At 61.7% G+C, this 26,425-nt stretch carries 23 protein-coding genes and 1 tRNA gene; 10 read left to right on the forward strand and 14 right to left on the reverse strand.

Annotated elements, in window-relative coordinates; all coding sequences use genetic code 11:
• The first annotated feature begins 46 nt into the window (after positions 1 to 46).
• Positions 47 to 646, forward strand: coding sequence for an invasion associated locus B family protein (locus tag ACCO56_RS10010; RefSeq protein ID WP_433640865.1), 600 nt, complete (start codon positions 47 to 49; stop codon positions 644 to 646).
• Between the two features lie 148 nt (positions 647 to 794).
• Here ACCO56_RS10010 and ACCO56_RS10015 read toward each other — a convergent pair whose 3' ends face one another.
• On the reverse strand, positions 795 to 1,862 hold the full coding sequence (locus ACCO56_RS10015) for a glycoside hydrolase family 25 protein (RefSeq protein ID WP_433640196.1): 1,068 nt from the start codon (positions 1,860 to 1,862) through the stop codon (positions 795 to 797).
• Positions 1,863 to 2,231: 369 nt separating this feature from the next.
• Here ACCO56_RS10015 and ACCO56_RS10020 point away from each other — a divergent pair, with 369 nt between their 5' ends.
• The 3 genes from ACCO56_RS10020 to ACCO56_RS10030 all read left to right on the forward strand — a co-directional run bounded on the left by ACCO56_RS10020 (position 2,232) and on the right by ACCO56_RS10030 (position 5,397).
• Positions 2,232 to 4,013, forward strand: a complete 1,782-nt coding sequence (locus tag ACCO56_RS10020) for an SLC13 family permease (RefSeq protein ID WP_433640197.1) — start codon at positions 2,232 to 2,234, stop codon at positions 4,011 to 4,013.
• Between the two features lie 105 nt (positions 4,014 to 4,118).
• A complete protein-coding gene (locus ACCO56_RS10025; RefSeq protein WP_433640867.1) occupies positions 4,119 to 4,811 on the forward strand; it encodes a DUF2161 domain-containing phosphodiesterase in 693 nt (230 codons plus the stop codon).
• A gap of 88 nt (positions 4,812 to 4,899) precedes the next feature.
• Positions 4,900 to 5,397: a hypothetical protein gene (locus ACCO56_RS10030; protein ID WP_433640199.1), complete on the forward strand. Its 498-nt coding sequence runs from the start codon at positions 4,900 to 4,902 to the stop codon at positions 5,395 to 5,397.
• A gap of 79 nt (positions 5,398 to 5,476) precedes the next feature.
• On the opposite strand, the gene ftsZ is transcribed toward ACCO56_RS10030, so the two are convergent.
• Together ftsZ and ACCO56_RS10040 are read right to left on the reverse strand one after the other, a co-directional pair.
• The gene (ftsZ, locus tag ACCO56_RS10035) at positions 5,477 to 6,511 is read right to left on the reverse strand and encodes a cell division protein FtsZ (protein WP_433640201.1); all 1,035 of its coding nucleotides are present in this window, start codon (positions 6,509 to 6,511) and stop codon (positions 5,477 to 5,479) included.
• Between the two features lie 116 nt (positions 6,512 to 6,627).
• Positions 6,628 to 7,518 (reverse strand): LysR family transcriptional regulator, encoded by an 891-nt coding sequence (locus tag ACCO56_RS10040; RefSeq protein WP_433640203.1) that lies wholly within the window; start codon positions 7,516 to 7,518, stop codon positions 6,628 to 6,630.
• Between the two features lie 111 nt (positions 7,519 to 7,629).
• Here ACCO56_RS10040 and ACCO56_RS10045 point away from each other — a divergent pair, with 111 nt between their 5' ends.
• Positions 7,630 to 10,059 (forward strand): penicillin-binding protein 1A, encoded by a 2,430-nt coding sequence (locus ACCO56_RS10045; RefSeq protein WP_433640205.1) that lies wholly within the window; start codon positions 7,630 to 7,632, stop codon positions 10,057 to 10,059.
• 38 nt (positions 10,060 to 10,097) lie between these two features.
• Here the strand turns inward: ACCO56_RS10045 and ACCO56_RS10050 are convergent, their stop codons facing one another.
• Complete coding sequence (locus tag ACCO56_RS10050; RefSeq protein ID WP_433640208.1) at positions 10,098 to 12,149, reverse strand: adenylate/guanylate cyclase domain-containing protein; 2,052 nt, start codon at positions 12,147 to 12,149, stop codon at positions 10,098 to 10,100.
• 700 nt (positions 12,150 to 12,849) lie between these two features.
• On the opposite strand from ACCO56_RS10050, the gene ACCO56_RS10055 reads away from it, so the two are divergent.
• From ACCO56_RS10055 to ACCO56_RS10065, 3 genes are all read left to right on the forward strand, one after another.
• The gene (locus tag ACCO56_RS10055) at positions 12,850 to 13,332 is read left to right on the forward strand and encodes an NUDIX hydrolase (RefSeq protein WP_433640209.1); all 483 of its coding nucleotides are present in this window, start codon (positions 12,850 to 12,852) and stop codon (positions 13,330 to 13,332) included.
• A 297-nt stretch (positions 13,333 to 13,629) separates the two neighbouring features.
• On the forward strand, positions 13,630 to 14,727 hold the full coding sequence (locus tag ACCO56_RS10060; RefSeq protein WP_433640210.1) for a carboxynorspermidine decarboxylase: 1,098 nt from the start codon (positions 13,630 to 13,632) through the stop codon (positions 14,725 to 14,727).
• 38 nt (positions 14,728 to 14,765) lie between these two features.
• Positions 14,766 to 16,007 (forward strand): saccharopine dehydrogenase C-terminal domain-containing protein, encoded by a 1,242-nt coding sequence (locus ACCO56_RS10065; RefSeq protein WP_433640212.1) that lies wholly within the window; start codon positions 14,766 to 14,768, stop codon positions 16,005 to 16,007.
• 45 nt (positions 16,008 to 16,052) lie between these two features.
• On the opposite strand, the gene ACCO56_RS10070 is transcribed toward ACCO56_RS10065, so the two are convergent.
• The 9 genes from ACCO56_RS10070 to ACCO56_RS10110 form a co-directional block, all read right to left on the reverse strand.
• Positions 16,053 to 17,318: a Glu/Leu/Phe/Val family dehydrogenase gene (locus ACCO56_RS10070; protein WP_433640869.1), complete on the reverse strand. Its 1,266-nt coding sequence runs from the start codon at positions 17,316 to 17,318 to the stop codon at positions 16,053 to 16,055.
• 48 nt (positions 17,319 to 17,366) lie between these two features.
• A complete protein-coding gene (alr, locus tag ACCO56_RS10075) occupies positions 17,367 to 18,470 on the reverse strand; it encodes an alanine racemase (RefSeq protein WP_433640214.1) in 1,104 nt (367 codons plus the stop codon).
• Positions 18,454 to 19,719, reverse strand: coding sequence for a D-amino acid dehydrogenase (locus ACCO56_RS10080; protein WP_433640871.1), 1,266 nt, complete (start codon positions 19,717 to 19,719; stop codon positions 18,454 to 18,456). The genes alr and ACCO56_RS10080 overlap by 17 nt, the downstream gene beginning before the upstream one ends.
• Positions 19,720 to 20,102: 383 nt before the next feature.
• A complete protein-coding gene (locus ACCO56_RS10085) occupies positions 20,103 to 20,567 on the reverse strand; it encodes an aminoacyl-tRNA deacylase (RefSeq protein ID WP_433640215.1) in 465 nt (154 codons plus the stop codon).
• A gap of 208 nt (positions 20,568 to 20,775) precedes the next feature.
• Positions 20,776 to 21,162 carry a MerR family transcriptional regulator gene (locus tag ACCO56_RS10090; protein ID WP_433640873.1) on the reverse strand — a complete coding sequence of 129 codons (387 nt, stop codon included), beginning with the start codon at positions 21,160 to 21,162 and terminating at the stop codon, positions 20,776 to 20,778.
• 109 nt (positions 21,163 to 21,271) lie between these two features.
• Positions 21,272 to 22,684 (reverse strand): magnesium transporter, encoded by a 1,413-nt coding sequence (gene mgtE / locus ACCO56_RS10095; protein WP_433640217.1) that lies wholly within the window; start codon positions 22,682 to 22,684, stop codon positions 21,272 to 21,274.
• A 192-nt stretch (positions 22,685 to 22,876) separates the two neighbouring features.
• A complete protein-coding gene (locus tag ACCO56_RS10100; protein ID WP_433640219.1) occupies positions 22,877 to 23,203 on the reverse strand; it encodes a c-type cytochrome in 327 nt (108 codons plus the stop codon).
• A gap of 63 nt (positions 23,204 to 23,266) precedes the next feature.
• Positions 23,267 to 24,508, reverse strand: coding sequence for a PQQ-dependent sugar dehydrogenase (locus ACCO56_RS10105; RefSeq protein ID WP_433640221.1), 1,242 nt, complete (start codon positions 24,506 to 24,508; stop codon positions 23,267 to 23,269).
• A gap of 185 nt (positions 24,509 to 24,693) precedes the next feature.
• Complete coding sequence (locus tag ACCO56_RS10110) at positions 24,694 to 25,026, reverse strand: RcnB family protein (RefSeq protein WP_433640223.1); 333 nt, start codon at positions 25,024 to 25,026, stop codon at positions 24,694 to 24,696.
• A 190-nt stretch (positions 25,027 to 25,216) separates the two neighbouring features.
• On the opposite strand from ACCO56_RS10110, the gene ACCO56_RS10115 reads away from it, so the two are divergent.
• Both ACCO56_RS10115 and ACCO56_RS10120 read left to right on the forward strand, forming a co-directional pair.
• Positions 25,217 to 25,549, forward strand: a complete 333-nt coding sequence (locus tag ACCO56_RS10115) for a DUF982 domain-containing protein (protein ID WP_433640224.1) — start codon at positions 25,217 to 25,219, stop codon at positions 25,547 to 25,549.
• Positions 25,550 to 25,735: 186 nt separating this feature from the next.
• A complete protein-coding gene (locus tag ACCO56_RS10120) occupies positions 25,736 to 25,999 on the forward strand; it encodes a DUF982 domain-containing protein (protein WP_433640225.1) in 264 nt (87 codons plus the stop codon).
• Between the two features lie 184 nt (positions 26,000 to 26,183).
• Here ACCO56_RS10120 and ACCO56_RS10125 read toward each other — a convergent pair.
• Positions 26,184 to 26,268, reverse strand: a tRNA-Leu gene (locus ACCO56_RS10125).
• Positions 26,269 to 26,425: the final 157 nt, after the last annotated feature.

The raw sequence follows: 26,425 nt of genomic DNA on the forward strand, positions 1-26,425 counted from the left end.
TGCGGTGACCGCGTTCGTTATCGCCTTCCAACCAAATTCGAGCCTCATGCTCTCGGAGGCTTCGGTCCTTGCGACGGACAAGGGAGGCGAGCCTTCGCATCCTGGCCAATCGCAGGAAACGAGGCACGCCCGCTCGGAATCGCTTTCGACGGCCCTTCCGGGTGGCGCTTCCTCACTAAAGGAATCCTATCAGGACTGGCAGGTCGCCTGCAGTACGCGAAACGACGGGAAAAGATGCGTGATGTCGCAGCAGCAGGCCGATCCGAAGGCCGGGCGTCGCGTCCTCGCCGTAGAGTTCAGCGCCACCTCGGCCGAAAAGCTGAGGGGCGCTTTGGTCTTGCCGTTTGGCCTGGCACTTGATGCGGGCGTCTCAATCAAGGTCGATGACAACGGCAACGCCGAGACCCTGCGTTTTCGTACTTGCCTGCCGGTGGGATGCATAGTCACGTTCGATCTTGGTGAGCAGTTCGTCACGGCACTCCGATCGGGAACCACCCTGAGCATCATCGCAACCCCGTCACACGACAGCGAGCCTGTGGCATTTTCCGTATCCCTCAACGGTTTTGCGGAGGCACTCGATCGTTTATTTGCGCTCGGTCACCAGAGCTTGGGCAGACGGACAGGCGAGTACCCATCGCAAAAGTGATCGGCAATCAGGCCTATGAAAATCGGGCAAATCGTTGCCCTGTTCTCGGGAAGATGAGCGCGCCGGCAAAAGGTTTCCCGGCGCGAAGGAAATGATCGGAAAACAAAGCGCTGCAGCATCAGCCAATGCTGAAGTCCAGCGGATGTTTTCAGGACGATCCCGCCGTGTGTGCCGCCACCCACCTGCGCCACTGGCTTTCCGTCCCATGGAAAACGTTCAGATCGATCTTGCCTTTCACCCCATGCGACAGGCCCGAGCCGGAATATTGCCAGAAAACCCAGTCGCGGCCGGGATAGACCTTGGAAGGGTGTCGCGCCACGGAGCGTAGCCAGAAGGGATAGTCGAGGAACGCGCCTTCGAGGTTGTCGGCATAGAAGTCAGGCGCCGTGTAAATAATCGGGCGCTGGCCATAGTGCCGCTCCAGCTTGTCCATGAAGACCTGCATCTTCTCCAGCACCCTGGCACGGGAGGGGCGCTTCTTGCATCTCGACTCGCCGTTCCATTCGACATCGATGACCGGCGGCAGCGCACCGGCTTCCCTCGGCACGTTGCGGATGAACCAATCGGCCTGCTCGCTCGCCGCACGGCACCAGTAGAAGAAGTGATAGGCACCGCGCTTCAGGCCCGCCTGCTTCGCCTCCCGCCAATTCTTCCTGAACAGCGGGTCGAGATGGTCGCCCCCGTCGGTGGCTTTGATATAGGCGAAGTTGGCGCCCTGCGAACGCAGCTTGACCCAGTCGATCTCGCCCTGCCAGCGCGAGACATCCACGCCGTGGACTGCCAGGTGGCGCGGCGAGGAACGGCCAAAATTGATGGGCTTTGCATCACGGAAGCGCTGGCGATGGATCTCTCCCACTCTCGACGGGCGCGAAAGTACGGCAGGCCTTGCCGGGATAGTCATCGCCATCGCCGGCAGCTTCGCCGGCGGCACCAGGGCCATCGCCTGTAATTCGGGCTCAGGCCTCTGCGACGGCACAGCCACTTTCGGCTCGGTTGCCAGAGCGACCTGCGACGGTGCCTCCTCGATCTCTGCGATCTCGGCCTCAGTCGGGACATCACGTGCAGCCACCTCTCTGGCCGGCACCGGGGCCGACGGCCGGATGGCGTTGGTCACCTCGTTGGAGGGTGGCAGCATGTCTTCGAGGCCGGAGCTGTAGGAGCAGCCGGCAAGAGCCATGGCGACCAAAAGGGAAAAGACTACGCTTCGCAAACGCATTTGGGCCTGTACACGATACAAAACAGACCGAAGGCAGGAGCCGTCGGCGGACAATACGGCAGACCGATTCTCTGTCAGTAAATTACAAAGAAAGTTTGAATCAGATCGTAAATGAGTTGGCTCGCCACTCGACGCGCTCGGAACCAATGGCGTCGACAATCCGCAGGGGCGTGGCCAGCAGGAGCGGATAGCTCCGGCGATGCCGACCACGGTGCCCCCCTCCAACAAGCCCTGAAAGCACCTTAGCGTCAGGAACGGGAACCCTCAGGACCGCTTTGCACTGTTTCGCGAATCACGAACCCATGGAAAAACAACCGGCAACTCGTTGCCCGAGACGCGCGTTTGCCAACGTCCAACATAGAATTGTCCATGGTTTCAACGCCTCAGTTCCTGTCTTTCTCGATCATCGGCCTGATGATGGCGGCCTTCGTCTGGGGCCGCTTTCGTTATGATCTCGTCGCGGCCGTTGCCCTGCTCGCCGCGCTCGCCGTCGGCGTCGTGCCGCTCGATCGCGCTTTCAGCGGGTTCAGCGACGACATTGTGATCATCGTCGGCAGCGCCCTTCTCGTCAGCGCGGGCGTGGCGCGCAGCGGCATCATGGAGTTTCTCATCGAGCGCCACCTCCCCAGGCTGAACTCGGTCCGAGGCCAGGTGATCCTGTTGGTCGCGCTCGTCGCGGTGCTCTCCGCGTTCGTGAAGAACATCGGCGCGCTGGCCATCATGATACCGGTGGCCTTTCAGTTCGCACGGCGCTCCAATGTTTCGCCGTCCACATTCCTGATGCCGATGGCGTTCGCATCCCTGCTCGGCGGACTGATGACGCAGATCGGGACGTCTCCCAACATCGTCGTTTCGCGCATGCGCGCGGAAATCACCGGCACCGCCTTCACGATGTTCGACTTCACCCCGGTCGGCCTTGCCCTGACAATCGCAGGTACCATCTTCCTGGGACTGTTCTACTGGATATTGCCGCAGCGCACGCGGCAGGACACTTCGCTGCATGAGGCGCTGGACATCAAGAACTATGTAGCCGAGGCGACCGTTGCCGAAAATTCCACGGTCGTTGGCAAACCGCTCGCGGATCTCCTGAAGATCGGAGCCGGCGATGTCGTGATCACATCGATTCTGAGGTCCGGCGGCAATCGCGTAACACCGTTTCCGGATGCCGTATTACGCACCGGCGACGTTCTTTTGATGGAAGGCGATCATCAGGCGCTCGATCGTCTCGTCGCGCAGGGAAAACTCAGCATCGGGCGCGATCGTCAACGCGCCGGCAAGAATCCGGCCGGCAGCGAAGTGACTGCGATAGAAGCGATCGTGGGCGAAAGTTCCAGCCTCATCGGCTGGTCGGCGCAGCGCCTGCTGCTTTACGACCGGTTCAACGTGAACCTGCTGGCGGTCAGCCGTAAAGGCGAAAGGCTCGACCAAAGGCTCGGCACGATCACGTTTCGCCTGGGAGACGTCGTCCTGCTGCAGGGCAGTCAGACTGTCCTGCCTGACTTCCTGCGGGAGTTCGGACTGTTGCCGCTGGCGGAGCGCCCTCTTCTGCTCGGCAGCGCCCGGCGCGGCATCGTCCCGCTCCTGATCCTCCTTGCCGCGATGGCCGCCACCGCTGTGGGGATGGTCCCGATACCCGTGGCGTTCTTCGCCGCCGCGACGATGATGGTGCTTTTCAAGGTCATCCCGGTCCGGGAGATCTACGGTTCCATCGACGGTCCTATCTTGGTGATGCTGGCCGCGCTTATTCCGGTGAGCGACTCGCTGCGCCGAACCGGAGCGACCGATCTTATCGCCTCCACCCTCGCGGAATTCGGGGCGACCCTGCCCGGCTACGGCGCTCTCGCCCTGATCCTCGTGGCGGCAATGGCCGTCACGCCTTTTCTCAACAATGCCGCAACCGTTCTGGTCATGGCTCCGATCGCGGCCGGATTTGCGAGTTCTCTCGGCTACAAGCCGGAGGCGTTCCTGATGGCGGTCGCCATCGGTGCGGGTTGCGATTTCCTGACGCCGATCGGACACCAATGCAATACGCTCGTCATGGGTCCCGGAGGATACCGTTTCTCCGACTATCCGAGGCTGGGGCTGCCTCTCTCCGTCATCGTCATCCTTGTTGCGGTTCCGGCCCTGCTGGCGGTCTGGCCGCTGAATTGACCCGTCCACCCGACAGCACCCATGGATAAACGTTTCGGCTGGCCAGTGGTGACGGTGGAAAGCAAATCAGGCAGTCTGGACTATGATTCCCATCAGCAAACTGCCGTGCTCGAAACTTCGCTCTACCTCCCCATCAAACGATTCCTCGAAAGCCTGGGCTTCTGCGTGAAAGGCGAGATCGGCGGCTGCGACCTGGTTGCGCTCAGCCCCGACTCCCCACCCGTTGTGGTCATCTGCGAGTTGAAGCTGCAGTTCAATCTCGAGCTTGTCCTTCAAGGTGTCGATCGCATGGCGGCGTGCGACGAGGTCTGGCTTGCCGCGAGGATGTCGACCCGGGGCAAGGGACGGGAAAGCGACAGGCGCTTCCGCAACCTCTGCCGTCGGCTGGGTGTCGGCCTGCTCGGCGTCTTCGCCGACGGGCGTGTGGAGGTTCTCCTCGGTCCGACCGCTCCGGCGCCCCGCCGGGATCCGCGTCGCCGATCGCGACTTGTCGACGAACACCGCCGCCGCAAGGGCGATCCCACAGCGGGGGGTGGATCGAAGGCTCCGATCATGACGGCGTACCGGCAGGAAGCCCTGACTTGCGCCGCGGCGTTGGCAAGCGGCCCAAAGCGTCCACGCGATCTTAAGCCTGACGCCCCCAATGCACCCAAGATCCTGCAACGGAATGTCTATGGCTGGTTCCTCCGACCGGAACGAGGCCTGTACGATCTAACGGATGCCGGTCGCCAGGCTCTGCAGCGATGGGCACCGCAAGCGCTCGCCGATGGCTCATCGCGGTTTGCTCACGAACCGTAAGCAAAAGTGAACGCGGCCCTCCGGATCAGGTTCGGTTAGCCGGCGTTTAACTTCATTGTGGCCTACTGCATGGCCGAGAGGTCGGACAATGACAAAGGAACTGGCGATCGCATCAGCGCTGCTCCTGGTGGCGCTCCCATCATTTCAGGCCTCCGCCGACGAGACCGGCTTTCTTAGGGATCTTGCCGGCAACTGGCAGGGTTCCGGCCAAGTGAGGCTAACCCCTGATGCGAAACCGATGAAGGTCTCCTGCAGTTTGGATTCCCAAGCCAGCGCCTCGGCCATCAATATGGACGGCGCATGCCGCGCGCTGGCCGTGTTCTCGCGTAAGATCGGTGCCGATCTGAAGGCCAACGGCGCAAGTTATACCGGCTCCTATGTCGGCTCGCGACGCGGCACCGCCCAGCTTTCCGGCAAGCGTTCAGGTCGCACGCTCAACCTTCAAGTCAAATGGCCCGGCACGAAGGAAGCCAGCATGCAGGTCGCAAGCCTGAGCAGCGATCGGATGAGGCTCGTCACGCGTGAGCCCCATCCCGAGACGGGCGAGCAGGTCGTGACCGCCCAGATTGATTTCAGCCGCAAGTAACCCGTCGAATTATCGCTAAACCACGGCCGACATTGCGAAGCCTGGGCTTGGTTGCGCCCGGCCTTGCGTGGCGACCGCCCTAATAGAGTGGCTGGGCTTGTGCCTGCAGCGGCTGGTCGTGAACACCGAGAGCAGGTTCGGCCACGATCCTGGGTGCTTCCAATCCGGTCGCTACGACCGACACTTTGAACTGGCCGGCAAGCTCCTGGTCGAAGATCGCCCCCACCACGATCTCGGCGTCGTCGCCGACCTCCTCGCGAACGCGGGTAGCCGCTTCGTCCACCTCGTAGAGCGTCATGTCCATGCCGCCGGTAATCGAGATCAGGACACCTTTCGCGCCCCGCATGGAACTTTCATCCAACAGCGGATTGGAAATGGATGCCTCGGCCGCCTTCAAAGCGCGCCCTTCCCCGGTGCCGATGCCCGTTCCCATCATGGCCCGCCCCATGTCGCGCATGACCGTCTTCACGTCGGCGAAGTCCAGATTGATCAGACCTTCCTTGACGATCAGGTTGGTAATGCAACTTACACCGGAATACAGCACCTTGTCCGCCATCGCGAAGGCGCCCTCGAAGGTGGTGCTCGCCGTGGCGACCCGGAAGAGATTCTGATTGGGGATGACGATCACCGTATCGGCGCACTGGCGCAGGCGTTCGATACCGCTGTCGGCGATCCGCATACGGCGATTGCCCTCGAAGCCGAACGGCTTGGTCACGACGGCAACGGTGAGGATGCCTGCCTCGCGGGCAGCATGCGCGATGACGGGAGCTGCACCAGTGCCGGTACCGCCGCCCATTCCCGCAGTGATGAAGCACATATGCGTGCCGGACAGATGATCCATGATCTCATGGATCGATTCCTCGGCCGCCGCCTGGCCGATCTCGGGCATCGCGCCCGCCCCCAACCCTTCGGTGACGAAAGTGCCGAGCTGGATCAGCTTGGGCGCGTTCGACATGTGCAACGCCTGTGCGTCGGTATTGGCGACGATGAAATCCGTACCTTCCAACCCCTCCGCAATCATGTTGTTGACGGCGTTGCCGCCACCGCCGCCGACTCCGATGACGGTGATCTTGGGTCTCATTTCCGAGATTTCGGGCTTCTTCACTGTAGTCATCGCATCCGTTCCTAGAGCGCCCCGCCTCCCGAATCGCGCTAACCAAGGGAATCAGATCGCGCACTCCGATGCAAGGAATCGTTAACCATCCGCGCTTGTGAAAGCCCTCGCCCCATTTACGCGACACCGATTCCGCCAGTCTCGCTCGCCGCTGCGACGAGCCAGCTCCGAAAAGCCTTCATCGCGCCGGACTCGCGGCGCGACTTCAGCCAAGTCAGCCAATAGCCGCCAGCGGGGACCTCGGTTTCGAAGGGCTGTACGAGGCGGCCTACCTCAAGTTCACGCTGGAACATCTTCACGGGCAGGAGTGCCACGCCCGCGCCCTGGGCGGCGGCTTGGGCGAGCGCGAGCGAAGAGTCGAATATCAGCCCCCGGATCGGCGGCGGGGCGACACCGACAATCTCGAACCAGCGCTTCCATTCATCCAAGCGATAAGAGCGCAGCAATTCGTGGTCCCGCATGTCCGCTGGGTCCCCGAGCCCCTGTGCTATCAGCGGCGAGCACATCGGAGCGAGCGGTGTGTCGAGCAGATGGACCGCCTCCGTGCCGAGCCAGGTGCCCTCTCCGAAGCGGATGGCGACGTCGAGACCGTCGCCCGCCAGATCGACCCGATTGTTGTTGGTCATCAACCTCACGTCGACATAAGGGTGTTCGTCGCGGAAGGACCGCAGCCGCGGCAGCAACCATCCTGTCGCGAAGGTGTTCACCGCCCCGACGGTGAGCACTTCGCGAAAATGCCCGTCCTCGAACTGGGACAGGGTCGCGCGCAGATGACGGAACGCATCTGTCAGGATCGGGGCAAGCGACATGCCTTCATCCGTCAGGGCAAGCCCCCTCGGCAACCTGCGGAAGAGCTTCACGCCAAGCACTCCCTCCAAGGATTTCACTTGGTGGCTGATCGCGGTCTGCGTCACCCGCAATTCGAGACCGGCCTTGGTCAGGCTGCAATGCCGAGCCGCCGCCTCGAACGCCCGCAGCGCATTGAGCGGCAGTTGAGAATTGTCCATTGGTCACTCCAGAGGGCAAGTTTTTTTCATATCTCACCCGACTATTGATCGTTTGTACAGCCGCGGCCTCTCGCGCATTTTCCCGCCGGAAACCCGAGGAAATCCAAGTCCATGATGAGAATCCTGGCCCACGGCTTCAGTATCGGAAGCCATATTCTGCTTGCCGGCGCGTTCCTTGCCGCGGTTCATGTCGCGCCGTTGATCAAGGACTTGCCGGACCACAGGGCACTTGCGACCTGGGAGCCGGCCGGGGTCGCTCGCGTCTATGCGAGCGACGGCGAACTGATGACCGAATACGCCCGGGAACGCCGGTTCCCGCTGCCGATCGAAGCCATACCCGAGATAGTGAAGCAGGCGTTCTTGTCTGCCGAGGACAAGAATTTCTACAGCCATCCCGGTCTCGATCCGCTCGGGCTCCTCAAGGCGGTCATCGTCAATCTTGTGAATTTCGGGTCCGATCGTCGCTTGGTCGGCGCCTCTACGATCACCCAACAGGTGGTCAAGAATTTGCTGCTCACACCCGACCGCAACATCGAAAGGAAGATCCGCGAAGCCGTCCTTTCACTGCGCATGGAGCAGACCTATTCCAAAGACAAGATCCTCGAATTCTACCTGAATAGCATTTATCTCGGCGCCGGCTCCTACGGCGTGGCGGCAGCCTCCCAGACCTATTTCGGCAAGCCGCTCGAAATGCTCGGCATCGCCGAGGCTGCGCTTCTAGCAGCCCTTCCCAAAGCCCCGAACAATTACAATCCCTTTATCGAGAAGGAAGCCGCGAACGCCCGCCGCAACTGGGTGCTGCGACAGATGGCGGCCAACGGTCTCATCACCCCGAAGGTGGCCTCGCGCGAAGCAGCGACGCCGCTCCACCTCGCGTCTCGCAAACCTGCCTACACCTTGCGTTCGGCCGAATACTTTTCCGAGGAGGTCCGCCAGGCACTGTCGCGCCGTTTCGGAGCCGACGCGCTCCATGAAGGCGGCTTTGCGATCCGGACCACGCTCGATCCCAGGCTTCAGGAGACGGCTCTTGCTGCGCTGCGCAGCGGTCTCATCCGTTATGACGAAGCTCATGGGTATCGCGGCGCCGTCGCCCGGATCGATCCGTCCGACGATTGGCAGCGTGCGCTGGCCGCGATCGAACCCTACTCCGATGTGCCGGAATGGCGCCTTGCCGTGGTGCTCGGCTCGGAAGCCGATCATGCACGCGTCGGCCTTCGCAAAAGCTCCGGCGCGCCGCAGGCCGAACAAACGGCAACGATGGGTCTCGCAGACATGAAGTGGGCGCTGAGAATTCTCGACAAGAACAAGCTGAGGACAGTTCAACGCGTCGACCAGGTGCTGCACCCTGGCGATGTCGTCTACGTCGAAAAGAGCAGTGGCCGCTACAGGCTGCGCCAACCGCCCGAGGTGCAGGGCGCGCTCGTCTCGCTCGATCCCAAGACCGGCAGGGTCCTTGCCATGGTGGGCGGGTTTTCCTTCTCCCAGTCGAAGTTCAACCGTGCCACACAAGCCTATCGTCAGCCGGGATCGGCCTTCAAACCGTTCGTCTATGCGGCGGCACTCGACGCCGGATACACGCCTGCGACGCTGGTCATGGACGCGCCCCTCGCCATTCCGGACGGCGCCGGACGGGTATGGCGACCCAAGAACTACGACGGCCGTTTCAGCGGACCGTCCACCCTGCGCACCGGCCTGGAAAAAAGCCGGAACCTGATGACCGTGCGCCTTGCACGCCATCTCGGGATGGACCTTGTCGTCGACTACGGCGTTCGCTTCGGCCTCTACGACGAGTTGAAACCGTATCTGCCGATGGCGCTGGGCGCCGGCGAGACGACGTTGATGCGCCTGGTCTCCGCCTACGCCGTGTTCGCCAATGGCGGCGAGGCCGTCAAGCCATCGCTCGTCGACTCGGTCGAGGATCGCTACGGGCAGACGCTCTACCAGCGCGCATGCGACAGTTGCGTTGCAGCGAACGGTCGGCACTCGGCCCCCGCCCAGCCGGACTACGTTCTCGACCCCATGACTGCCTACCAGATCACCTCGATGATGCGCGGCGTCGTCGAGCGCGGCACAGCCAGCAGCGTTGGTCGGCTTGGTGTTCCCATAGCCGGCAAGACCGGCACCACAAACGACGAGAAGGACGTGTGGTTCGTCGGTTTTACTCCCGACATCGTCACAGGTGTCTTCATGGGCTTCGACACGCCGCGTCCGATGGGCTACGGCGAATCCGGCGGCGGGCTGGCCGCGCCGATCTTCATCGACTTCATGAAGACAGTCTTGCGGAACGGAACAGCCGAGGATTTCGACATCCCCGAAGGTCTGACATTCATGGCCGTCGACCGCCACAGCGGGCGGCTCTCGTCCAAGGGCAGTCGAGGCGCGATCATGGAAGCCTTCAAGCCAGGAACGGCGCCGTGCAGAGGCACTTGCCCGATAATTGGCGGAGACGAGGCGGAAATCTCGTCCGCGCCACCAATCGCAGAGAACGAGCTCTCCGCAGAACTACGCGAGAAGCTCCTCAACGGCACCGGTCTTTATTAAGACGGCTTGCCGACAGACATCGTGCCGGATGCTGGGGATCAGACCTTCGTTCGCGCCCGCTGCCGCCCTCTTTCCGGCTGTGGTGAAGAACCGATGAAATCGCCCGGCGTCTCGTCCTGCTCCCCCGAAGGGGTCGCATCGACATCGCCGTCAGAGGAATCGGCCTTCACGGCAACAACCTCGTAGATTTCGAGCGTGCCCGCCCTGCCCTTGGCCTGTGCCGATCCCAAGGCTTTGAAGGCGATCCGATCCGAGCAGAGCGCCACGACAGCTCCACTCGCCAGGATCGTCGTGCCGTAGTCCTTGTTCATGCCCTCCAGCCGAGAGGCGACATTCACGGTGTCGCCCATCGCGGTGTATTGCAGGCGCTCCTCCGCACCGACACTGCCGACCACCGCCATGCCGGAATGGATACCGTAACGCGTGCGGAACTCGGGGCGGCCCTTCTGGCGCTGGGCCTCATTATAGGCAGCAATCCTATCCTCGATCGCCAGGGCGCAACGGCAGGCGTTTTCCGCGTGGCGCGCATCGGCGACCGGAGCGTTCCACATGGCGAAGACCGAGTCCCCCAGGAACTGAATGATCGTTCCGCCATGAGCATCGACCGTACTGCTGAAGATGTCGAAATATTCGGACAACATGGCCACGACCTGCTCGGGCGAGTGCACCTCGCTGATCGTCGTGAAGTCGTAGATGTCCGTGAAAAGCGCCGTCACATCCTGGCGCCATGCCGACCTGCCCGCGAAATGGCCGGACTCTATGCCTTTGCGCACAAGTTCCTTCGGAACATACATGGCGAAGGTGGAGATCGCATCGCGCGCCTTGTTCATCGCCTGACCAAGGGTCGAAATCTCGTTCACGCGCGAGGCCACATCGATCGGCGTTGAGAAATCCAGGCTCTGCAGGCGGTTCGCGCTGGCGGTCAACCGCAACAGCGATTTGGTGACGAACTGCGCCAGCAGCAGCGCAGCCAGTATCGCGAGCAGGACGATTGTCCCGGAGACCGCGAGTCCCTGCAGAAGGGCTCGATTGGCGGGACCCATCAGTTCGTCCAGAGGTGCCGCCACGACCACGCGATGGCCACCCAGCAACAGCGCGGATGTGATCGGGGTGACGGCAACCAGGAAGGTTCGCCCGTCGACATCGACGAATTCCGTCCCTCCCAGCCTTGCGTCGATGTCACCGGTACTGCGCACGAGAGGATCCGACGCCGGCGATGGACCCGACTCGATGTCCTCTCTGGGCGCGGTGATGCGCCTCATGAAGTCCCGGTCGGAATGGATCACCGGATTGCCGGAAGCGTCGACGATGAATGCGACCGCATTCTGCGAAATGCGCTGGGAGGCAAGGAACTCGGTGATCGTGTCGAGGATGATGTCGACGGCGACGACGACGTTCCGGTTGCCGCGATGAGCCTCGGCGACTGTTACCCCAAGCGACCCGGTCGTGGCCATTTCGTAGGGGCCGACGGAGACAGGCTTCGATTGCCCGACGGCCGCCCGATACCAGGGCCGGTTGCGCGGATCGAAGCTTGAAGGCTTTCCAGGCAGTTCCCCAACTGTGTGCCCATCCGCATCGAGAAAGATGACGCGGTTCACCGAACCCTCCCCTTTGGCTTCGATGATGCGTACGGCCATCCTGGCATCGTCGGGTGCATCCAAAGCGGCTCGCCAGCCGGCGTGATTGAGGTTGACGAGCTGGAAAAAAGAGCCGTCGGGATAACCGACATAGGCGCCATCGAGATGCGGCGACCGCAACATGCCTTCGCGGAAGATGGCGATCTTGTCGGCCATTCGCGCGGGCGGCGGATCGAGCACCGAGTTCGCGACGGAGGCGACAGCTCCCACCAGGGTGACGGTGTCGCCGGAGAGAACGCCGAAGCGGTCGACGACCCGCTCGGCGAAGACCTGCATCTCCTTCGTCGCGTCCTCGATCGCGGCATTGCGCGCGCGGACGTAATCCAACCCTATCAAGGCGGCGGACGCGGCTACGAGCGTCGCTACCATCGCCGCGCCGAGAAGCGAGCGGAAGGAGCGGTTCAAGAGCCGGTCTTGGAAAGTCGTAGCGGGGGCATCCGGAGTGCTCGTCACCTTGGGTTGATTGCTCCTATCCACCCAGTTGTACCATGGTCATAATGGCACTGCGGAACCAAACGGCAACGGGTATTTTCCAGCCGAGAGCTGTCGATTTGCGCCGCCGCTGAAAACGCTTCCTTGGGACATGGGCTCCGCTCTGATCCCGACCTAAAGCGTGATACCGCGGTGAGGGCGACGAGTTGCAGCAAAACAGGCCCATCGACGGCTTCCTCGGCAACCGTCGGCGGAAATCCGGCGCTCATGCGCCACTTGGCCCAAGGTTAACAAATCCTTGCCGCAAAAAGAAAAATTCCCTTTCACGACCAGTTTCTGCCCTTGTTTTGCCGAGATGTTCGGCTAGCTGCACAACCATGTACAGGGGACGTTTCAGGAGTGCATCAGGGCTTTCCGGAAAGACGCATGTCTTTCCCCGGAGCGGCCTGTCGGGCTGAGCGCTCGGTACAGTACTCGCTTCGGGACAATCGCCCAAAGAGCATCAGCGATTTTTCCATGCGGCGCATAACGCCGCATCCATGGAGCATGTCATGACGGGACCAGGACCCACCAAGATTTGCCACTCCTGCCAAAGGCCCTTTCCGCGCGCCGCGACGCGCTGCGTATGGTGCGCAACCCCAAGGCGCCCGACCTCCCCTCGCCTGGCGATGCCGGATTGGAACTCCATCGGCTTCGATCCTTTCGATTACGGAGCGCAGCCATGACGCTTCTCGCGCGGCCGGCCGAGATGGCAAGACGTTCGAACGTAGTCTTCGGAGCGACGCTGCAGCAATATGGCGCGTTGCCCTGGCGGGTGGGAAGGCATGGGGACGTGGAAGTCATGCTGATCACGACGCGCCAGTCGGGACGATGGATCCTGCCCAGGGGGTGGCCAGCGAAGGGCAAGACGCCCGCGCAGACGGCAACCCAGGAAGCCTTCGAAGAGGCCGGCGTAATCGGCGGTGTCGATCCACGCCCCGTCGGCGAGTATCGCTATTTGAAGGCTCTCCCCGACGGGTCCAGCGGCGACTGCGTGGTGACGCTGTTCAGCCTTCATGTGCGCGGCACCCTTGTCCACTGGCCGGAACAGGCTGAACGGAGGCGACGCTGGCATGCTCTCGACCAGGCAAGCCGGGTCGCCTCGGACGGACAGCTCGCCGAGTTGCTGGCCACGCTGCGCTTGGATCGCAAGCCAGCCATGTGATGAGGGAGAGGGAGGCGTGCAACGTCTCGCTCTTGACTTCGCGGCCTTCATGCCTAGGTTTGCCGCACCATGTTCACCCTTAAGGCACATAGCCCCCGAGAGCCCCAGCGCCGCAAAACGGGATCATAACCCGGGCGCGACCGAAGCCCTGGCTTCGCGTCCGGGTTCGCCAGGTTTTCAGCTCTCTCAGGACTGAACACCGACCTTCGTCGGCAAGACGCATCCCCAATGGGATGCCGCCATTATAATTCCAGACATCACCGGCCGAGAACGCGCAGACCACGGGACACACCGCCCATGATCCAGACACCCTATTACCTGATCGACAAGGCAAAGCTTCTCCGCAACATGGAGAAGATCGCCGAGGTCAGACGGAAATCCGGCGCCAAGGCCTTGCTCGCCCTGAAATGCTTCGCGGCCTGGTCAGTGTTCGATCTCATGCGCGAGCACATGGACGGCACGACATCGTCATCACTTTATGAAGTGAAACTCGGGCGCGAGAAATTCGGCGGCGAAACCCATGCCTACAGCGTGGCTTATGCGGATAACGAAATCGATGAGGTGATCGCCAATGCCGACAAGATCATCTTCAACTCGATCGGACAGCTCGAGCGTTTTGCCGAACGCGCAAGCGGTATTCCTTGCGGATTGCGTCTGAACCCAGGGATCAGTTCCTCGAGCTTCGACCTCGCCGACCCCGCCCGCCCCTTCAGCCGGCTGGGCGAATGGGATGCCGCAAAAGTCGCCAGGGTCCTCGACCGTGTCGATGGCTTCATGATCCACAACAATTGCGAGAATGCCGACTTCGACCTGTTCGACCGCATGCTCGGCGACATCGAGGAGAAGTTCGGTTCGCTGCTGTCACGGGTTGGCTGGGTCAGCCTCGGCGGCGGTATCCATTTCACGGGCGAGAACTATCCGATCGATGCGTTCTGCGAGCGGCTCAAGGCATTCGCCGGCCGCTACGGCGTGCAGGTCTATCTGGAGCCGGGCGAAGCGGCCATCACCAGGAGCACCACGCTCGAGGTGACGGTTCTCGACACGCTGTTCAACGGCAAGGATCTCGCCATAGTCGACAGCTCCGTCGAGGCGCATATGCTCGACCTGCTGATCTACCGCGAAACGGCGAAGCTGGCCCCCGATGCCGGCCCGCATACCTTTATGATTTGCGGCAAGTCCTGCCTGGCGGGCGACATCTTCGGTGAATTCCGTTTCCCCGACGCCCTGAAAGTCGGAGATCGCCTCTCGATCCAGGACGCCGCCGGCTACACGATGGTCAAAAAGAACTGGTTCAATGGCGTGAAAATGCCGTCGATTGCGGTGCGCGAACTCGACGGCAGCACCAGGCTGGTCCGCGAATTCACCTTCGCCGACTACGAACAGAGCCTCTCCTGAGGCCCATTTTCCGCACGTAGAAGGAGACATCCCCCCGAATGAAGAAAAACGTCCTCATCATCGGCGCCGGCGGCGTTGCACAGGTCGTCGCGCATAAATGCGCTGAGAACAACGACGTGCTGGGCAATATTCACATTGCTTCGCGCACTGTGGAGAAGTGCCACGCCATCATGGAATCCGTCATCGAAAAGAAGAGCTTGAAGACGGACGGCACGATCGCGGCGCATGCGCTCGATGCGATGGACGTGGATGCCGTGAAGACTCTCATCGAGAAGACGGGCAGCCGCATCGTCATCAATGTCGGCTCGGCCTTCGTGAACATGTCCGTACTGTCGGCGTGCATTGCCACGGGCGCGGCCTATATCGATACGGCCATCCATGAGGATCCGATGAAGATCTGCGAGACCCCGCCATGGTATGCCAATTATGAATGGAAGCGGCGCGGCGAATGCGAGAAAGCCGGCGTGACGGCGATCCTCGGCGCCGGCTTCGATCCGGGCGTGGTCAACGCCTATGCCGCCCTTGCCCGCGACGAATATTTCGACCGGATCGATTCCATCGACATCGTCGACGTGAATGCCGGCAACCATGGCCGCTATTTCGCGACCAATTTCGATCCCGAGATCAACTTCCGCGAGTTCACCGGCCAGGTCTGGTCATGGCAGGACGGCACGTGGACATCGAACAAGATGTTCGAGATTCGCAAGGACTGGGATCTCCCGGTGGTCGGCGTCAGCCCGACCTACATGACGGGTCATGACGAAATCCATTCGCTGTCGCAAAATCTCGGCGTCCCTAACATCCGCTTCTGGATGGGTTTCGGAGACCATTACATCAACGTGTTCACCGTCCTGAAGAATCTCGGACTGCTTTCGGAGCAGCCGGTAACCACTGCCGAGGGTCAAGAAGTTGTGCCGCTCAAGGTGGTCAAGGCGGTCCTTCCCGATCCGTCGTCACTTGCCCCGGACTACACCGGCAAGACCTGCATCGGAGACGTCGTCAAGGGAACAAAGGACGGCAAGGAGCGCGAGGTCTTCATCTACAACGTGGCCGACCACAAGGAAGCCTACGAAGAGGTAGGCAGCCAGGGAATCTCCTACACCGCAGGCGTGCCGGCGGTGGCGGCGGCTATGCTGATCGCCAGCGGGCCGTGGGACGTCAAGCGGATGGCCAATGTCGAGGAACTGCCTCCGGTCCCCTTCCTCGACCTGCTCGGCAAGATCGGCCTGCCGACCCGCATCAAGGACGAGAACGGCGACCGCCCTCTGACGTTCTCCTGATTTTCGCAGGACGCCGCCGCTTCTTCAGGCGGCGGCGTCGATATATCAGCTCATGAAGAAGTTCTGCGTGCCATGCGCCTCGATCGCCTCGGCCAGGCGGCTCAGAGCATGCACATAAGCAGCCGTGCGCATCGGCATCTGCTTTTCGCCGGCAATGGTCCAGATGGCGCGCCCTTCACGCTCCATGATCGAGCGAAGACGCTGGTGGATCTCTTCCTCCGTCCAGTAGTAACCTTGCCTGTTCTGAACCCATTCGAAATAGGAAACGGTCACCCCGCCGGCATTGGCCAGAATATCCGGGAAGACCACGACGCCCTTGCCGGCCAGGATCTTGTCCGCTTCAGGCGTGACCGGCCCGTTCGCCAATTCGAGAATGAGCTTGGCCTTGACCGTGCCGGCATTGCCCTCGTGGATCATGTTCTCCAGGGCAGCCGGAACCAGCATGTCGCAATCGACGGCGACAAGCTGATCGGCCGCCAAGACCTGATGACCGGCCTGCCCCGCAGTGGAGAGGACCGAACGGCCCTGCTTCTTGGCTTCCAGGAGAAGAGCGACATCAAGGCCGTCCGCGCAGACAACCGCGCCCTCGGAGTCGGAGACGGCGACGATCCGATGCCCGTCCGACGCCAGAAGATCGGCGATATGCTGGCCGGCATTGCCAAAGCCCTGGACCGCCACTCGCGCCGATTCTGCCAGTCCGCAATCCTCCGCGAGATGGCGTACGAGATAGAAACCGCCACGCGCCGTGGCGTCGCCGCGTCCGAGCGAGCCGCCCAGAGCGATCGGCTTGCCGGTGATGACCGCAGGCTCGGCCTGACCGACGATCTGGGCGTATTCGTCCGCCATCCAGCCCATGATCATCGAGTTGGTGTAGACATCCGGCGCCGGTATATCGCGATCGGGACCGATGATCCGGGCAAAAGCCTGGATATAGGCGCGTGACAGGCGTTCGAGCTCCGCTTTCGAGAGCTTGCGTGGATCGACCTGCACCGCACCCTTGCCACCACCATAAGGCAGGTTCATCACCGCGCATTTGAAAGTCATCCAGAAGGCGAGCGTCTCGACCTCGTCAGCGGTCGATTCCGGATGGAACCGGATGCCGCCTTTGGTCGGGCCGCGCGTGTCGTCGTAACGGCAGCGCCATGCGAGGAAGGATTTCCGCGAGCCGTCGTCCATGCGGATCATCAGCCGCACCTTGGTGGTTTCTCGCGCGTATTTCAGTTTCTCAATCACGTCCGGATCGATGCTGAGGTGGGCGGCGGCTTCGTCCAGCCGGACAAGTGCGTGGTTGAGAAGACTGTCTTCCGTCATCATGGCTCCTAGTGGTTGGAAGTTATCGGTCCGCCGGGGCCGTCGGGCTCAGGCGGCTCCGACATAGCGCCGATGGAACCGGCAGCCAAGACCTGTCAGGACCTCGTAGCCGATAGTGCCGCTCGCAGCAGCAACCTGATCGACGGTCTGCTCTTCGCAGATCAGATCGACCCAATCCCCTTCACCGACGGAACCGTCGCGGCAATCCGTCACGTCGAGGATGATGCTGTCCATCGAGACCCGGCCGATGAATGGCAGCCGCACGCCATTCAGGAATGCGGCCGTCGCGGCGTTGCGACGCCATCCGTCGGCATAGCCGAGGGAGATCGTGGCGAGGCGTGTCGGCTTCGTGGCCAATGCCGTATGTCCGTAACCTATCCCCGTACTTCCCGATACGTCGCGAAGCTGGATGATCCTGGCGGACAGGCGCACCACCGGCCGCATCGGATTGGCCCTGTGTGGCGTCGGGTTGATGCCGTAGAGCGCGGCTCCCGGACGAGCAAGATCGTAGTGATACGCGCTTCCCAGGAAAATACCCGACGAATTGGCGAGCGACGCCGGTGCGGGGGGCAGCATCGAGCGCAGGCGATCGAATGCGTTGCGCTGCTGCCCATTGGCCGCATGCTCGTATTCGTCCGCACAGGCCAAATGGCTGAGCACCAGCTTCAGGTCGAACCGACCCAGCATTTCAGGATCAGAGGCGATCGTGTCGACGTCGCGGGGCGGCAGGCCGAGCCGCGACATGCCGCTATCCACCTGGACAGCCGCCGGCAGCCGGTGCCCCCTCTTCAGGGCATGGTCCCGCCAAGCTGCGATTTCCCGCAGGCTATTGAGAACAGGGACCAGTCCGGAGTCGAAAAAATCGTCCTCAGTGCCCGCAGGCATGCCGTTCAGCACGAAGATGTCGCTGTCAGCGGGCAGGCTCTCGCGCAGTTGCACCCCCTCGCCGATATGAGCGACGAAGAACTTCCGGCAGCCCGCGCCATGGAGCGCCGACGCCACTTCGACCGCGCCCAAACCGTAGGCGTCCGCCTTGACGACGCCGGCACAGTCGGCGGCGCCAATTTTTCCGCGCAGCACCTGGTAGTTCGAAACGACAGCTCCGAGATCGATCGTCAGGATCGCGCCGGCGCGATCAACCGTAATGCTCATCGCTGTACCGCTTGATGCTGAGTTCGCGCACGTCGATATCGGGCCTCTGGCCGGAAATCAGATCGGCAAGCACCCGGCCGGAACCGCAGGCCATGGTCCAGCCCAGCGTGCCGTGTCCCGTGTTCAAATAGAGGCCGCCGATATGGGTATGCCCGACGATTGGCGGACCATCCGGTGTCATTGGCCGCAGGCCGCACCAGAATGTGGCCTCGCTCACGGAACCGCCGCCACCGAAGAGATCGGTGAAGGAGTACTCCAGCGCGCCGCGGCGCGATTCCCGCAGAGCCAAATCGTAGCCGGCGATCTCGGCAGTGCCGCCGACCCTTATGCGATTGCCGAGCCTCGTGATCGCGACCTTGTAGGTTTCATCCATGACCGTAGAGACCGGGGAGCCCCCCTCATCCTGGATCGGGATGGTAAGCGAATAACCTTTGATCGGATAGACGGGAGCCTTGATGCCGAGCGTTCGGAGCAGCAGAGGCGAATAGCTGCCCATGGCGACGACGAAGGCATCTCCCTCGACAATCCCGTCATCGGTCCGCACCGCCGTGGCACGCCCGCCATCCGTCACGATTTCCCGGATCGTGGTTCCATAACGGAACGTCACCGCGCCTTGGGCGAGTTCGACGAGCTTGTTCGTGAACATGTGGCAATCGCCGGTCTCGTCGTCCGGCAGCCGCAGTCCGCCGACGAATTTTCCACGCACACGTGCCAATGCCGGCTCGGCGGCGATGCAGCCCGCCTCATCGAGCACTTCGAAAGGCACGCCGAATTTCTTCAGCACCTCGATGTCCCCGCCGATCGAGTCGAGCTGGATCTGGGTTCGGAAAAGCTGAAGCGTACCCTGGCTGCGTTCGTCATATGCCAAGCCGATCTCCGACCTGAGCTGGCGCAAGCAGTCGCGGCTGTATTCGGCGATCGGCACCATGCGCGCCTTGTTGACTGCATACCGTGCCGAGGTGCAGTTGCGCAGCATCTGCAGTACCCAGGACCACATCGCAGGATCGAGACTCGGCCGGATGGCGAGGGGGCCATGCTTCATCAGAAGCCATTTCACGGCCTTGATCGGAACGCCGGGGCCGGCCCAGGGAGAGGAATAGCCGGGCGAGACCTCGCCCGCATTGGCGAAACTGGTCTCTAGGGCGGCTCCCTTCTGGCGGTCGAGCACCGTAACCTCATGTCCCGCCTTGGCAAGATAATAAGCGGTGGTCACGCCAATGACCCCTCCGCCGAGCACAACGACTTTCAACTTGATGTTCTCCTGGTTCGCGGGGGCCTGGGACCATTCCGTGATGGTCCGGCGCAACCCGTCATCAATCATGACTGCTTGCCGGAAACAGCTTGCGCGGCATCCGAAAATCAGTGCTGAAGCTTGGGTTGGGATTTCAGACCCCCGGTCACGGCTGTCGCCGCGCCAGGGCTATATGCATGCGATGAGGCTTCCCGCGTGATTGAGAAATCGAGCGCGGGTCCCGGATATGCGGCTCGGTGCCGTTAGTCGTTTGCCTGCCATCGGGTTTCGATCAGCCTGTGCCGCTGCGGAAAATAAGCAATCGGGAGCCAGATGCAATAGTGTTCGACCCGACTCGCAATTGCGCCAGGTAAGACGCCCCTCCCGATAGCGGCGATGCGTCAGTCGCTGATATGCCCGTGGGGCATGCCATACATCAGCCGGTTGAAGCCATCGCCGCTGACATGCACCAGGGTCCGATGATCGCCGCCTTCGAAATAGACGTCGCCGTGCCGCTCCAGACCGTCGTCGATCACGCAGGCCACCCTGTAGGGCGCGCCAAAGATCGGCACGGCACCTGTGTCGCAGTCCGGGAACAGGGCGCTCGCCTCTTCCTCGCTCGCCAATTGGACCCTCTCGCCCACGATCCTGCCAACCTTTCCGAGATCGACATGGCGTGTGGCAGGCACAACGGCCAGGAGATAGCTACCATCCCATTTCAGCACCACGCCCTTGGCCAGCGAAGCGCCCGGCACGTGGCTGACCTGAGCCGTCATCGCCGAGGAGCCGGTCTTGTTATGTTTGGCCACTTCATAAGGGACGTGATTGTCCTCGAGATATTCCTGCATTGTCAGTGCAATACCCATGACCGTTCCTTTCGAAACCAATGCCAGGTTTGACCGGCACGGCGAAACGGATGGCGGGGAAATGCGTACCGGCGGTGGCAGCCCCGGCACGTCGAACGGCTCCACGCCAAGCCGGCCGGCGGTCGTCCGGACCCGCTCCAAGACGGGTTAGGAAAAAAATACACCCACCGATTTGCCGGGGCAAGTTTGACGAGCGAACGTGAACCTTTCAGGTGCTGACGCCCAGCTCCACCAGCCTCTCCACGCAGGATTCTTCCGCTTGGTCGAGCTCGGCCAAGGTCTCCTCGAGATCCCTGCGTTTCTGGCGCAGATCCTCGCGCTTTTCCTCGATGCGCTTGATCATCAGCTTGAGCTGCCCGACTTCGCCCGGCGGCTCCTTGTACATCTGGATGATCTCGCGAATCTCATTGATGGAGAAGCCGAGACGCTTTCCCCGCATGATCTGCTTGATGAGATGGCGATCCGAGGGTCGGAACAGCCGGGTACGACCGCGGCGGACCGGCTGGATGAGCCCCTCGTCCTCGTAAAAACGCAGCGTTCTCGTGGAGATGTCGAACTCGCGGGTGAGTTCGGTGATCGAATAATATTCCCGCATCGCCATCCGGTGCACCCGTCGATTCCAGTGGCGAAGTCTCGCACGGCGTTTACGTAAAAGTCAAATATTCGAAATTTCTCATGATGCACCAAGAACGCAGAGCGCCTGCTCAGCCGAGATGCATCCACCAGCTCGCAAGTCCGAGGAAAGCGATGAAGCCGATGACGTCCGTCACCATGGTCGTGAAGATCGACGACGCGATGGCCGGGTCGGCGCCGAGCCGGTCCAGGAACAACGGGATCAGGATACCCCCGAGCGCGGCGGCGAGCATATTGATGATCATCGCGGCCGCGATGACCAAACCAAGATCGACGTTCTGGAACCATGCTCCCGCGATCAGACCGATAATGGTCGCAATGGTGATGCCGTTCAGGAAGCCCACCATGATCTCGCGCCGGATGACACGTCCGGCATTGTAGATATCCAGATCGCGGGTCGCCAGCGCCCGGACAGTGACAGTCATGGTCTGCGTGCCGGCGTTGCCCCCAAGGGAGGCGACGATCGGCATCAATGCGGCCAGCGCAACCATCTCCTCGATCGTCTCGGCGAATATGCCGATCACCGACGCCGAAACGAAGGCCGTCACCAGGTTCACCAGAAGCCAGGGTACGCGCGATCGGGACGTTGCGACGACCGTGTCGGAGAGCTCCTCATCGCCGACGCCGCCCATTCGCAGAAGATCCTCCTCGGCCTCTTCCTGGATGACGTCGACCACATCGTCGATGGTGAGCACGCCGACCAGCCGGTCGTTCTCGTCGACCACCGCCGCGGACAGCAGGTCATATTGCTCGAACTCGCGCGCCGCCTCCTCCTGGTCCATCGTCGCGGGGATCGCATGGCGCGTCTCATGCATTACGCCTTCGATCTTGACCGTTCGTTTAGCGCGCAGGATCTGGTCGAGATCGACGGCGCCAAGCAGCTTGAAGCTTGGGTCGATGACGAAGATCTGGCTGAAGCGGTCAGGAAGATTGCGATCTTCCCGCATGTAGTCGATGGTCTGGCCAACCGTCCAGAAGGGCGGCACGGCGACGAACTCCGTCTGCATGCGCCGGCCGGCCGTCTCCTCCGGGTATTCGAGCGCACGGCGCAGCCGGATGCGCTCGGTGAAAGGCAGCTTCGCGAGGATGTCCTCCTGATCCTCGGCATCGAGGTCCTCGAGGATGTAGACGGCATCGTCGGAATCGAGCTCCTTCACCGCCTCGGCAATCTGCTCGTTGGGCAGGCTGTCGACAATGTCGAGACGGATGGCCTCGTCGACCTCCGTGAGCGCCGAAAAATCGAAATCCTTGCCGAGCAGGTCGACCAGAGCAAGCCGTTGTTCGGGCAGCAGAGCCTCGATGACGTCGCCGAGCTCGGATTGGTGGAGGTCGCCGACGTCGCGCTTCAGCGTCAGCGTATCGCGATCCGCGATCGCCGCCCCGACATGGGCGAGAAAGGACGGCAGAACGACACCATCCGCGCCATAGATGTCGGCGTGCCCCGCTTCCGGCGCATCCGAAACCTGTTCATGACTTTCTTCCAAATACGCCTCCCGCCGCTCGATTCCCGGGATAAGCCTTTGGAGGGGTCTAGATCATTTTGCGGCCAAGTAAAATCACTCGGCATCGCACAAGAGCGGCTAAAACAAATAGATGGACCGGCGCCGGGACGGGCAACCGGCACTACCCCATTCCTATTGGGCTCCCACAACCCGTCCCTTGGAACGAGCGACGCGCTATTTCGGCATTGTCACGCTGATCGCGATGGAGGCATACCACGCAGCGAGATCCGCGATCTCCTGGTCGGAGAGATCCTTGGCGACAACCGTCATCATCTCGTGCTCCCGCTTGCCGGAGCGGAACGCCTTCAACTGGGACTGAAGATAGATTTCGCTCTCCCCCGCCAGATGGGGCGCGATCGGGATCTTCGCTATGCCGTCCAAGCCGTGACAGACCTGGCATTGGGCGGCGAGCGCCCGACCTGCCTTGGCATCCGCGGCATGCGACACCGCCGGGGCGACCAACAACGCAAGGATCGCAAGGTAAATTTCGGATCTGATCATGAGATTCGAGCCAAATGGCGGCCCCGCTCCGATTGCAGCAATCGAAGCGGAGCGCGTGACAAATCAATCTTGGTAGGAAATGCGGTAGACGGCGCCGACCAGGTCGTCGGAAACGAGGATCGAGCCGTCCCGGAGCTGAGCGATGTCGACCGGGCGGCCAAGATATTCGCCATTCGCGTCGAGCCAGCCTTCCGCAAACACCTCGGGCGTGCCGGCGCTGCCGTCCTCATTCAAGGGTGTGAACATCACGCGGGCGCCGACCGGCTTCGTGCGGTTCCAAGAGCCGTGCTGGGCCGAGAATATGCCGCCGCGGTACTTTTGCGGGAACTGGTCGCCGGAATAGAAGCTCATGCCGAGATCGGCTGCGTGCGCTTCCATCTCCGCGGCGGGCTTCACGGCCTCCGCCGGCGGTTCCTTATCCTTGTATTCGTTCGTCCTCACCGTGCCTCCGCCGAAATAGGGAAAGCCGAAATGCTGCCCGGCCGCAGTCTGGCGGTTGAGCTCGCCGGGCGGTTGATCGTCGCCGAGGCCGTCGACCTGATTGTCGGTGAACCACAACTCTCCGTTCTTCGGGTTGAAATCGTGACCGACCGAATTGCGCACGCCGTAAGTATGGACCTCCCGGCCTGTTCCGTCCTGATTGATCCGAATGATCCCGCCGATCCCGTGCTTTTCGAACAGGTCGAGCTTTTCGGGGGAAGGAACGTTGAAGGGCTGGCCAAGCGAAATGTAGAGCTTGCCGTCCGGCCCGACCCGGCAGACGCGTGCCGTATGGTTGTAGCTCTCCTCGTCGGGTGGGACGAGATCGCCCTTTTTCAGGACATTGAACGCGGCAACATCGGGGCTTTCGTAGAAGAACTCAGCGGCAGGGAACGACAGCACCCGGTTCTGCTCGGCGAGATAGAGAACCCCCTCCGGTGAGAAGCAGGGGCCGTTGGGGATTGCGAATTCGATCGATGGCGCGAAATCCTTGACCTCGTCGGCCACCCTGTCCTTGTCGCGGTCGGTGACGGCCCAGATCTTGGTCTTGCGAGTACCGACAAATGTGACGATGCCTTGTGGGCCCACGGCCATGTGGCGAGCATCCGGAACGATCGCGTAGAGATCGATCCTGAAACCTTCAGGAACCTTGATCTTTTCCAGTATCGCCTTGATGGCCTCCGCCTTCGATCCACCTTGCTCAATAACCGTGAAATCGGTTGTTCCCGTTGTCTTGAAGTTTGAAAGTTTTTCGAGATTGCTCTGGGCGCTGGCCACTGTACATGCACTTGCCATCAGCGCTGCAAAGAGTGCTGCTTTACCCATGTCTTCCTCCCTGACCCCCCATTCGACGATAACATCATTGGTGGCGGCGGGTGAAGCTGGACCATCGTGTTGCTTCTTGCGCGGCGCGCTGACGGAGGAATAGGGCCGCTACGCCGGAAAGCGGTGAAAGCCACGGAACAGGAGGAGGGGCGGCGTTGCCGCCCCTCCGGCACGGAGCCAGGGAATCAGCGGCCGGCGACCACGGATGCGATGACCCCGGATGCAATGCTCACAAGCAGATAATCGTTGTTGACCCTGACCCACTGCTGATGGCGGCCGGGACGCTTGAGCCCATAGCGATGATAGTCGCGGACGTGGTGCCGGCGCTGCCATTCGGGCACCCGGTCACCCCGTGACCAATGGCGCTTCTTGTGCTGGCCCGGAGCGTAGTGCTTCGGGCTCTTATATTGATGTTTCTGGGAATGATGCGGACGAGGTCCGTCATAACGAGGCTGCGCTTGCGCCATTGGCGCGGCAAGTATCGAGAATGCGATCGCGGCAAGGGCAATTCGTTTCACGGGGGAGGTCTCCTTTGCTCATTGACGTGAGACTTCTAGAGGCCGGAGCGTGAACCCAACATGAATGGCCGGATTAACAATCCGTAACATTTCCAAAGGGTTGTATGAGGCTCTCGACCCGCTTTGGTGAATTCATCTGCTCGCGAGCGGTGACTAGGCAACCGGGAGAGCAGGCCTTTCGAGGCTGAGGATGACGATGCAGCCTTCGAAATTCGAGGCTTGCACTCGCTTTCGCCGCAAAGGAGTCCCACTGTGGGGGATGGATACGAAAAAGCTTCACACCCCCGTCGTTATCTTTTCCGATCGCCCCGGTGGTTTCTATCTGATTTCCACCGTCGCGGATGCGTCGGACTTCCTGTTCGACAACTGGGCTGAAAACGATAGCGAGCAATGGACCGACGCGATGAACCAATGCGCTGGGGCCGACATGGGCATGACCAGCGTCGAAGATGCCAATGTCGCATTCGTCACTGCCCTGAAGGCCGCCGGCCTGAGGATTGATCCTACGATATCCTTGCTCTGACATCACGCGGGCTCAACCGGTGGACCTCGGCTGCGCGGCTCGCACCTCGATGAAGCTGGTCCCGAGCTGCGAACAGGCTTGACGAGGGTTCATACCGCGTCCAACCTATGGTCTGCGAAAGATCGAGCCTCTGAATGATCATGCTGCCCTTCGAAACAATTGAGGGCCGATAGGCGTTGGTGCCACATGCGACGGATCGAGTTCGACAAACCCGTGAGAATCGATTTCGGCCGGCCGCGAAGGTCGAGGAAGATCAGCACCGTGCGCGAAGCGGTCCAGTGCCTTAGAAGTGAGAACTGGCCCGCGAAAGGTGGACCCTGCCAGCAGATGGCGACGAAGGCCTTGAACTGCGTGGGTACTGGCCACATCACGCCGGCCGAGGCGCGAGAAGCATTCACCGATGCCGCACTCGAAGCGGGCGTCCTGGATGCGACAGAAACAGTTCACTGACATCAGGCCATCTTCACACTTTTGAGGATGCTGGTCGGGACGTTCATTCCATCTCTGAAAAGCTGGCCGCTGGACGGTCGCGCCAAGCCCCAGTTCGCCGAGAAAATCGATGTGTCCCGCGCCTGGGGTTGACGTGGGCCACCAGGCCTCCGCGCCGCAGAAAACAAGGTTTTTCGGAAGAGAATGGTGCGGTCGAGAAGACTCGAACTTCCACGGGTTGCCCCACAGCGACCTCAACGCTGCGCGTCTACCAATTCCGCCACGACCGCACGTCACGAAAGGGCCGGTTCCGACCGGCTCGCGGCATGTAGCAAAATGCCTTGGGCGAAACAAGTGCACCCGGCACATTATTCCGGTGAAAGATCTTGCCTCTGGGGAAGCTTCGCGCGCCAGCCCGCCGCGGCGCGATCTGGACCTTTTCCCGGC

The sequence above is a fragment of the Mesorhizobium sp. 1B3 genome (assembly GCF_050958605.1).
In the GTDB taxonomy this organism is placed as follows: Bacteria; Pseudomonadota; Alphaproteobacteria; order Rhizobiales; family Rhizobiaceae.

Bases quoted from the DNA above. Each gene is read 5' to 3' on its own strand.
- ACCO56_RS10070 (WP_433640869.1), bottom strand. From the start codon at position 17,318: ATGACGGAAGACAGTCTTCTCAACCACGCACTTGTCCGGCTGGACGAA.
- ftsZ (WP_433640201.1), bottom strand. From the start codon at position 6,511: ATGACTACAGTGAAGAAGCCCGAAATCTCGGAAATGAGACCCAAGATC.
- ACCO56_RS10055 (WP_433640209.1), top strand. From the start codon at position 12,850: ATGACGCTTCTCGCGCGGCCGGCCGAGATGGCAAGACGTTCGAACGTA.
- ACCO56_RS10010 (WP_433640865.1), top strand. From the start codon at position 47: ATGCTCTCGGAGGCTTCGGTCCTTGCGACGGACAAGGGAGGCGAGCCT.
- ACCO56_RS10065 (WP_433640212.1), top strand. From the start codon at position 14,766: ATGAAGAAAAACGTCCTCATCATCGGCGCCGGCGGCGTTGCACAGGTC.
- ACCO56_RS10085 (WP_433640215.1), bottom strand. From the start codon at position 20,567: ATGGGTATTGCACTGACAATGCAGGAATATCTCGAGGACAATCACGTC.
- ACCO56_RS10090 (WP_433640873.1), bottom strand. From the start codon at position 21,162: ATGCGGGAATATTATTCGATCACCGAACTCACCCGCGAGTTCGACATC.
- ACCO56_RS10030 (WP_433640199.1), top strand. From the start codon at position 4,900: ATGACAAAGGAACTGGCGATCGCATCAGCGCTGCTCCTGGTGGCGCTC.
- ACCO56_RS10105 (WP_433640221.1), bottom strand. From the start codon at position 24,508: ATGGGTAAAGCAGCACTCTTTGCAGCGCTGATGGCAAGTGCATGTACA.
- ACCO56_RS10120 (WP_433640225.1), top strand. From the start codon at position 25,736: ATGCGACGGATCGAGTTCGACAAACCCGTGAGAATCGATTTCGGCCGG.
- ACCO56_RS10020 (WP_433640197.1), top strand. From the start codon at position 2,232: ATGGTTTCAACGCCTCAGTTCCTGTCTTTCTCGATCATCGGCCTGATG.
- ACCO56_RS10115 (WP_433640224.1), top strand. From the start codon at position 25,217: ATGACGATGCAGCCTTCGAAATTCGAGGCTTGCACTCGCTTTCGCCGC.
- ACCO56_RS10015 (WP_433640196.1), bottom strand. From the start codon at position 1,862: ATGCGTTTGCGAAGCGTAGTCTTTTCCCTTTTGGTCGCCATGGCTCTT.
- alr (WP_433640214.1), bottom strand. From the start codon at position 18,470: ATGAGCATTACGGTTGATCGCGCCGGCGCGATCCTGACGATCGATCTC.
- ACCO56_RS10100 (WP_433640219.1), bottom strand. From the start codon at position 23,203: ATGATCAGATCCGAAATTTACCTTGCGATCCTTGCGTTGTTGGTCGCC.
- ACCO56_RS10060 (WP_433640210.1), top strand. From the start codon at position 13,630: ATGATCCAGACACCCTATTACCTGATCGACAAGGCAAAGCTTCTCCGC.
- ACCO56_RS10040 (WP_433640203.1), bottom strand. From the start codon at position 7,518: ATGGACAATTCTCAACTGCCGCTCAATGCGCTGCGGGCGTTCGAGGCG.
- ACCO56_RS10045 (WP_433640205.1), top strand. From the start codon at position 7,630: ATGATGAGAATCCTGGCCCACGGCTTCAGTATCGGAAGCCATATTCTG.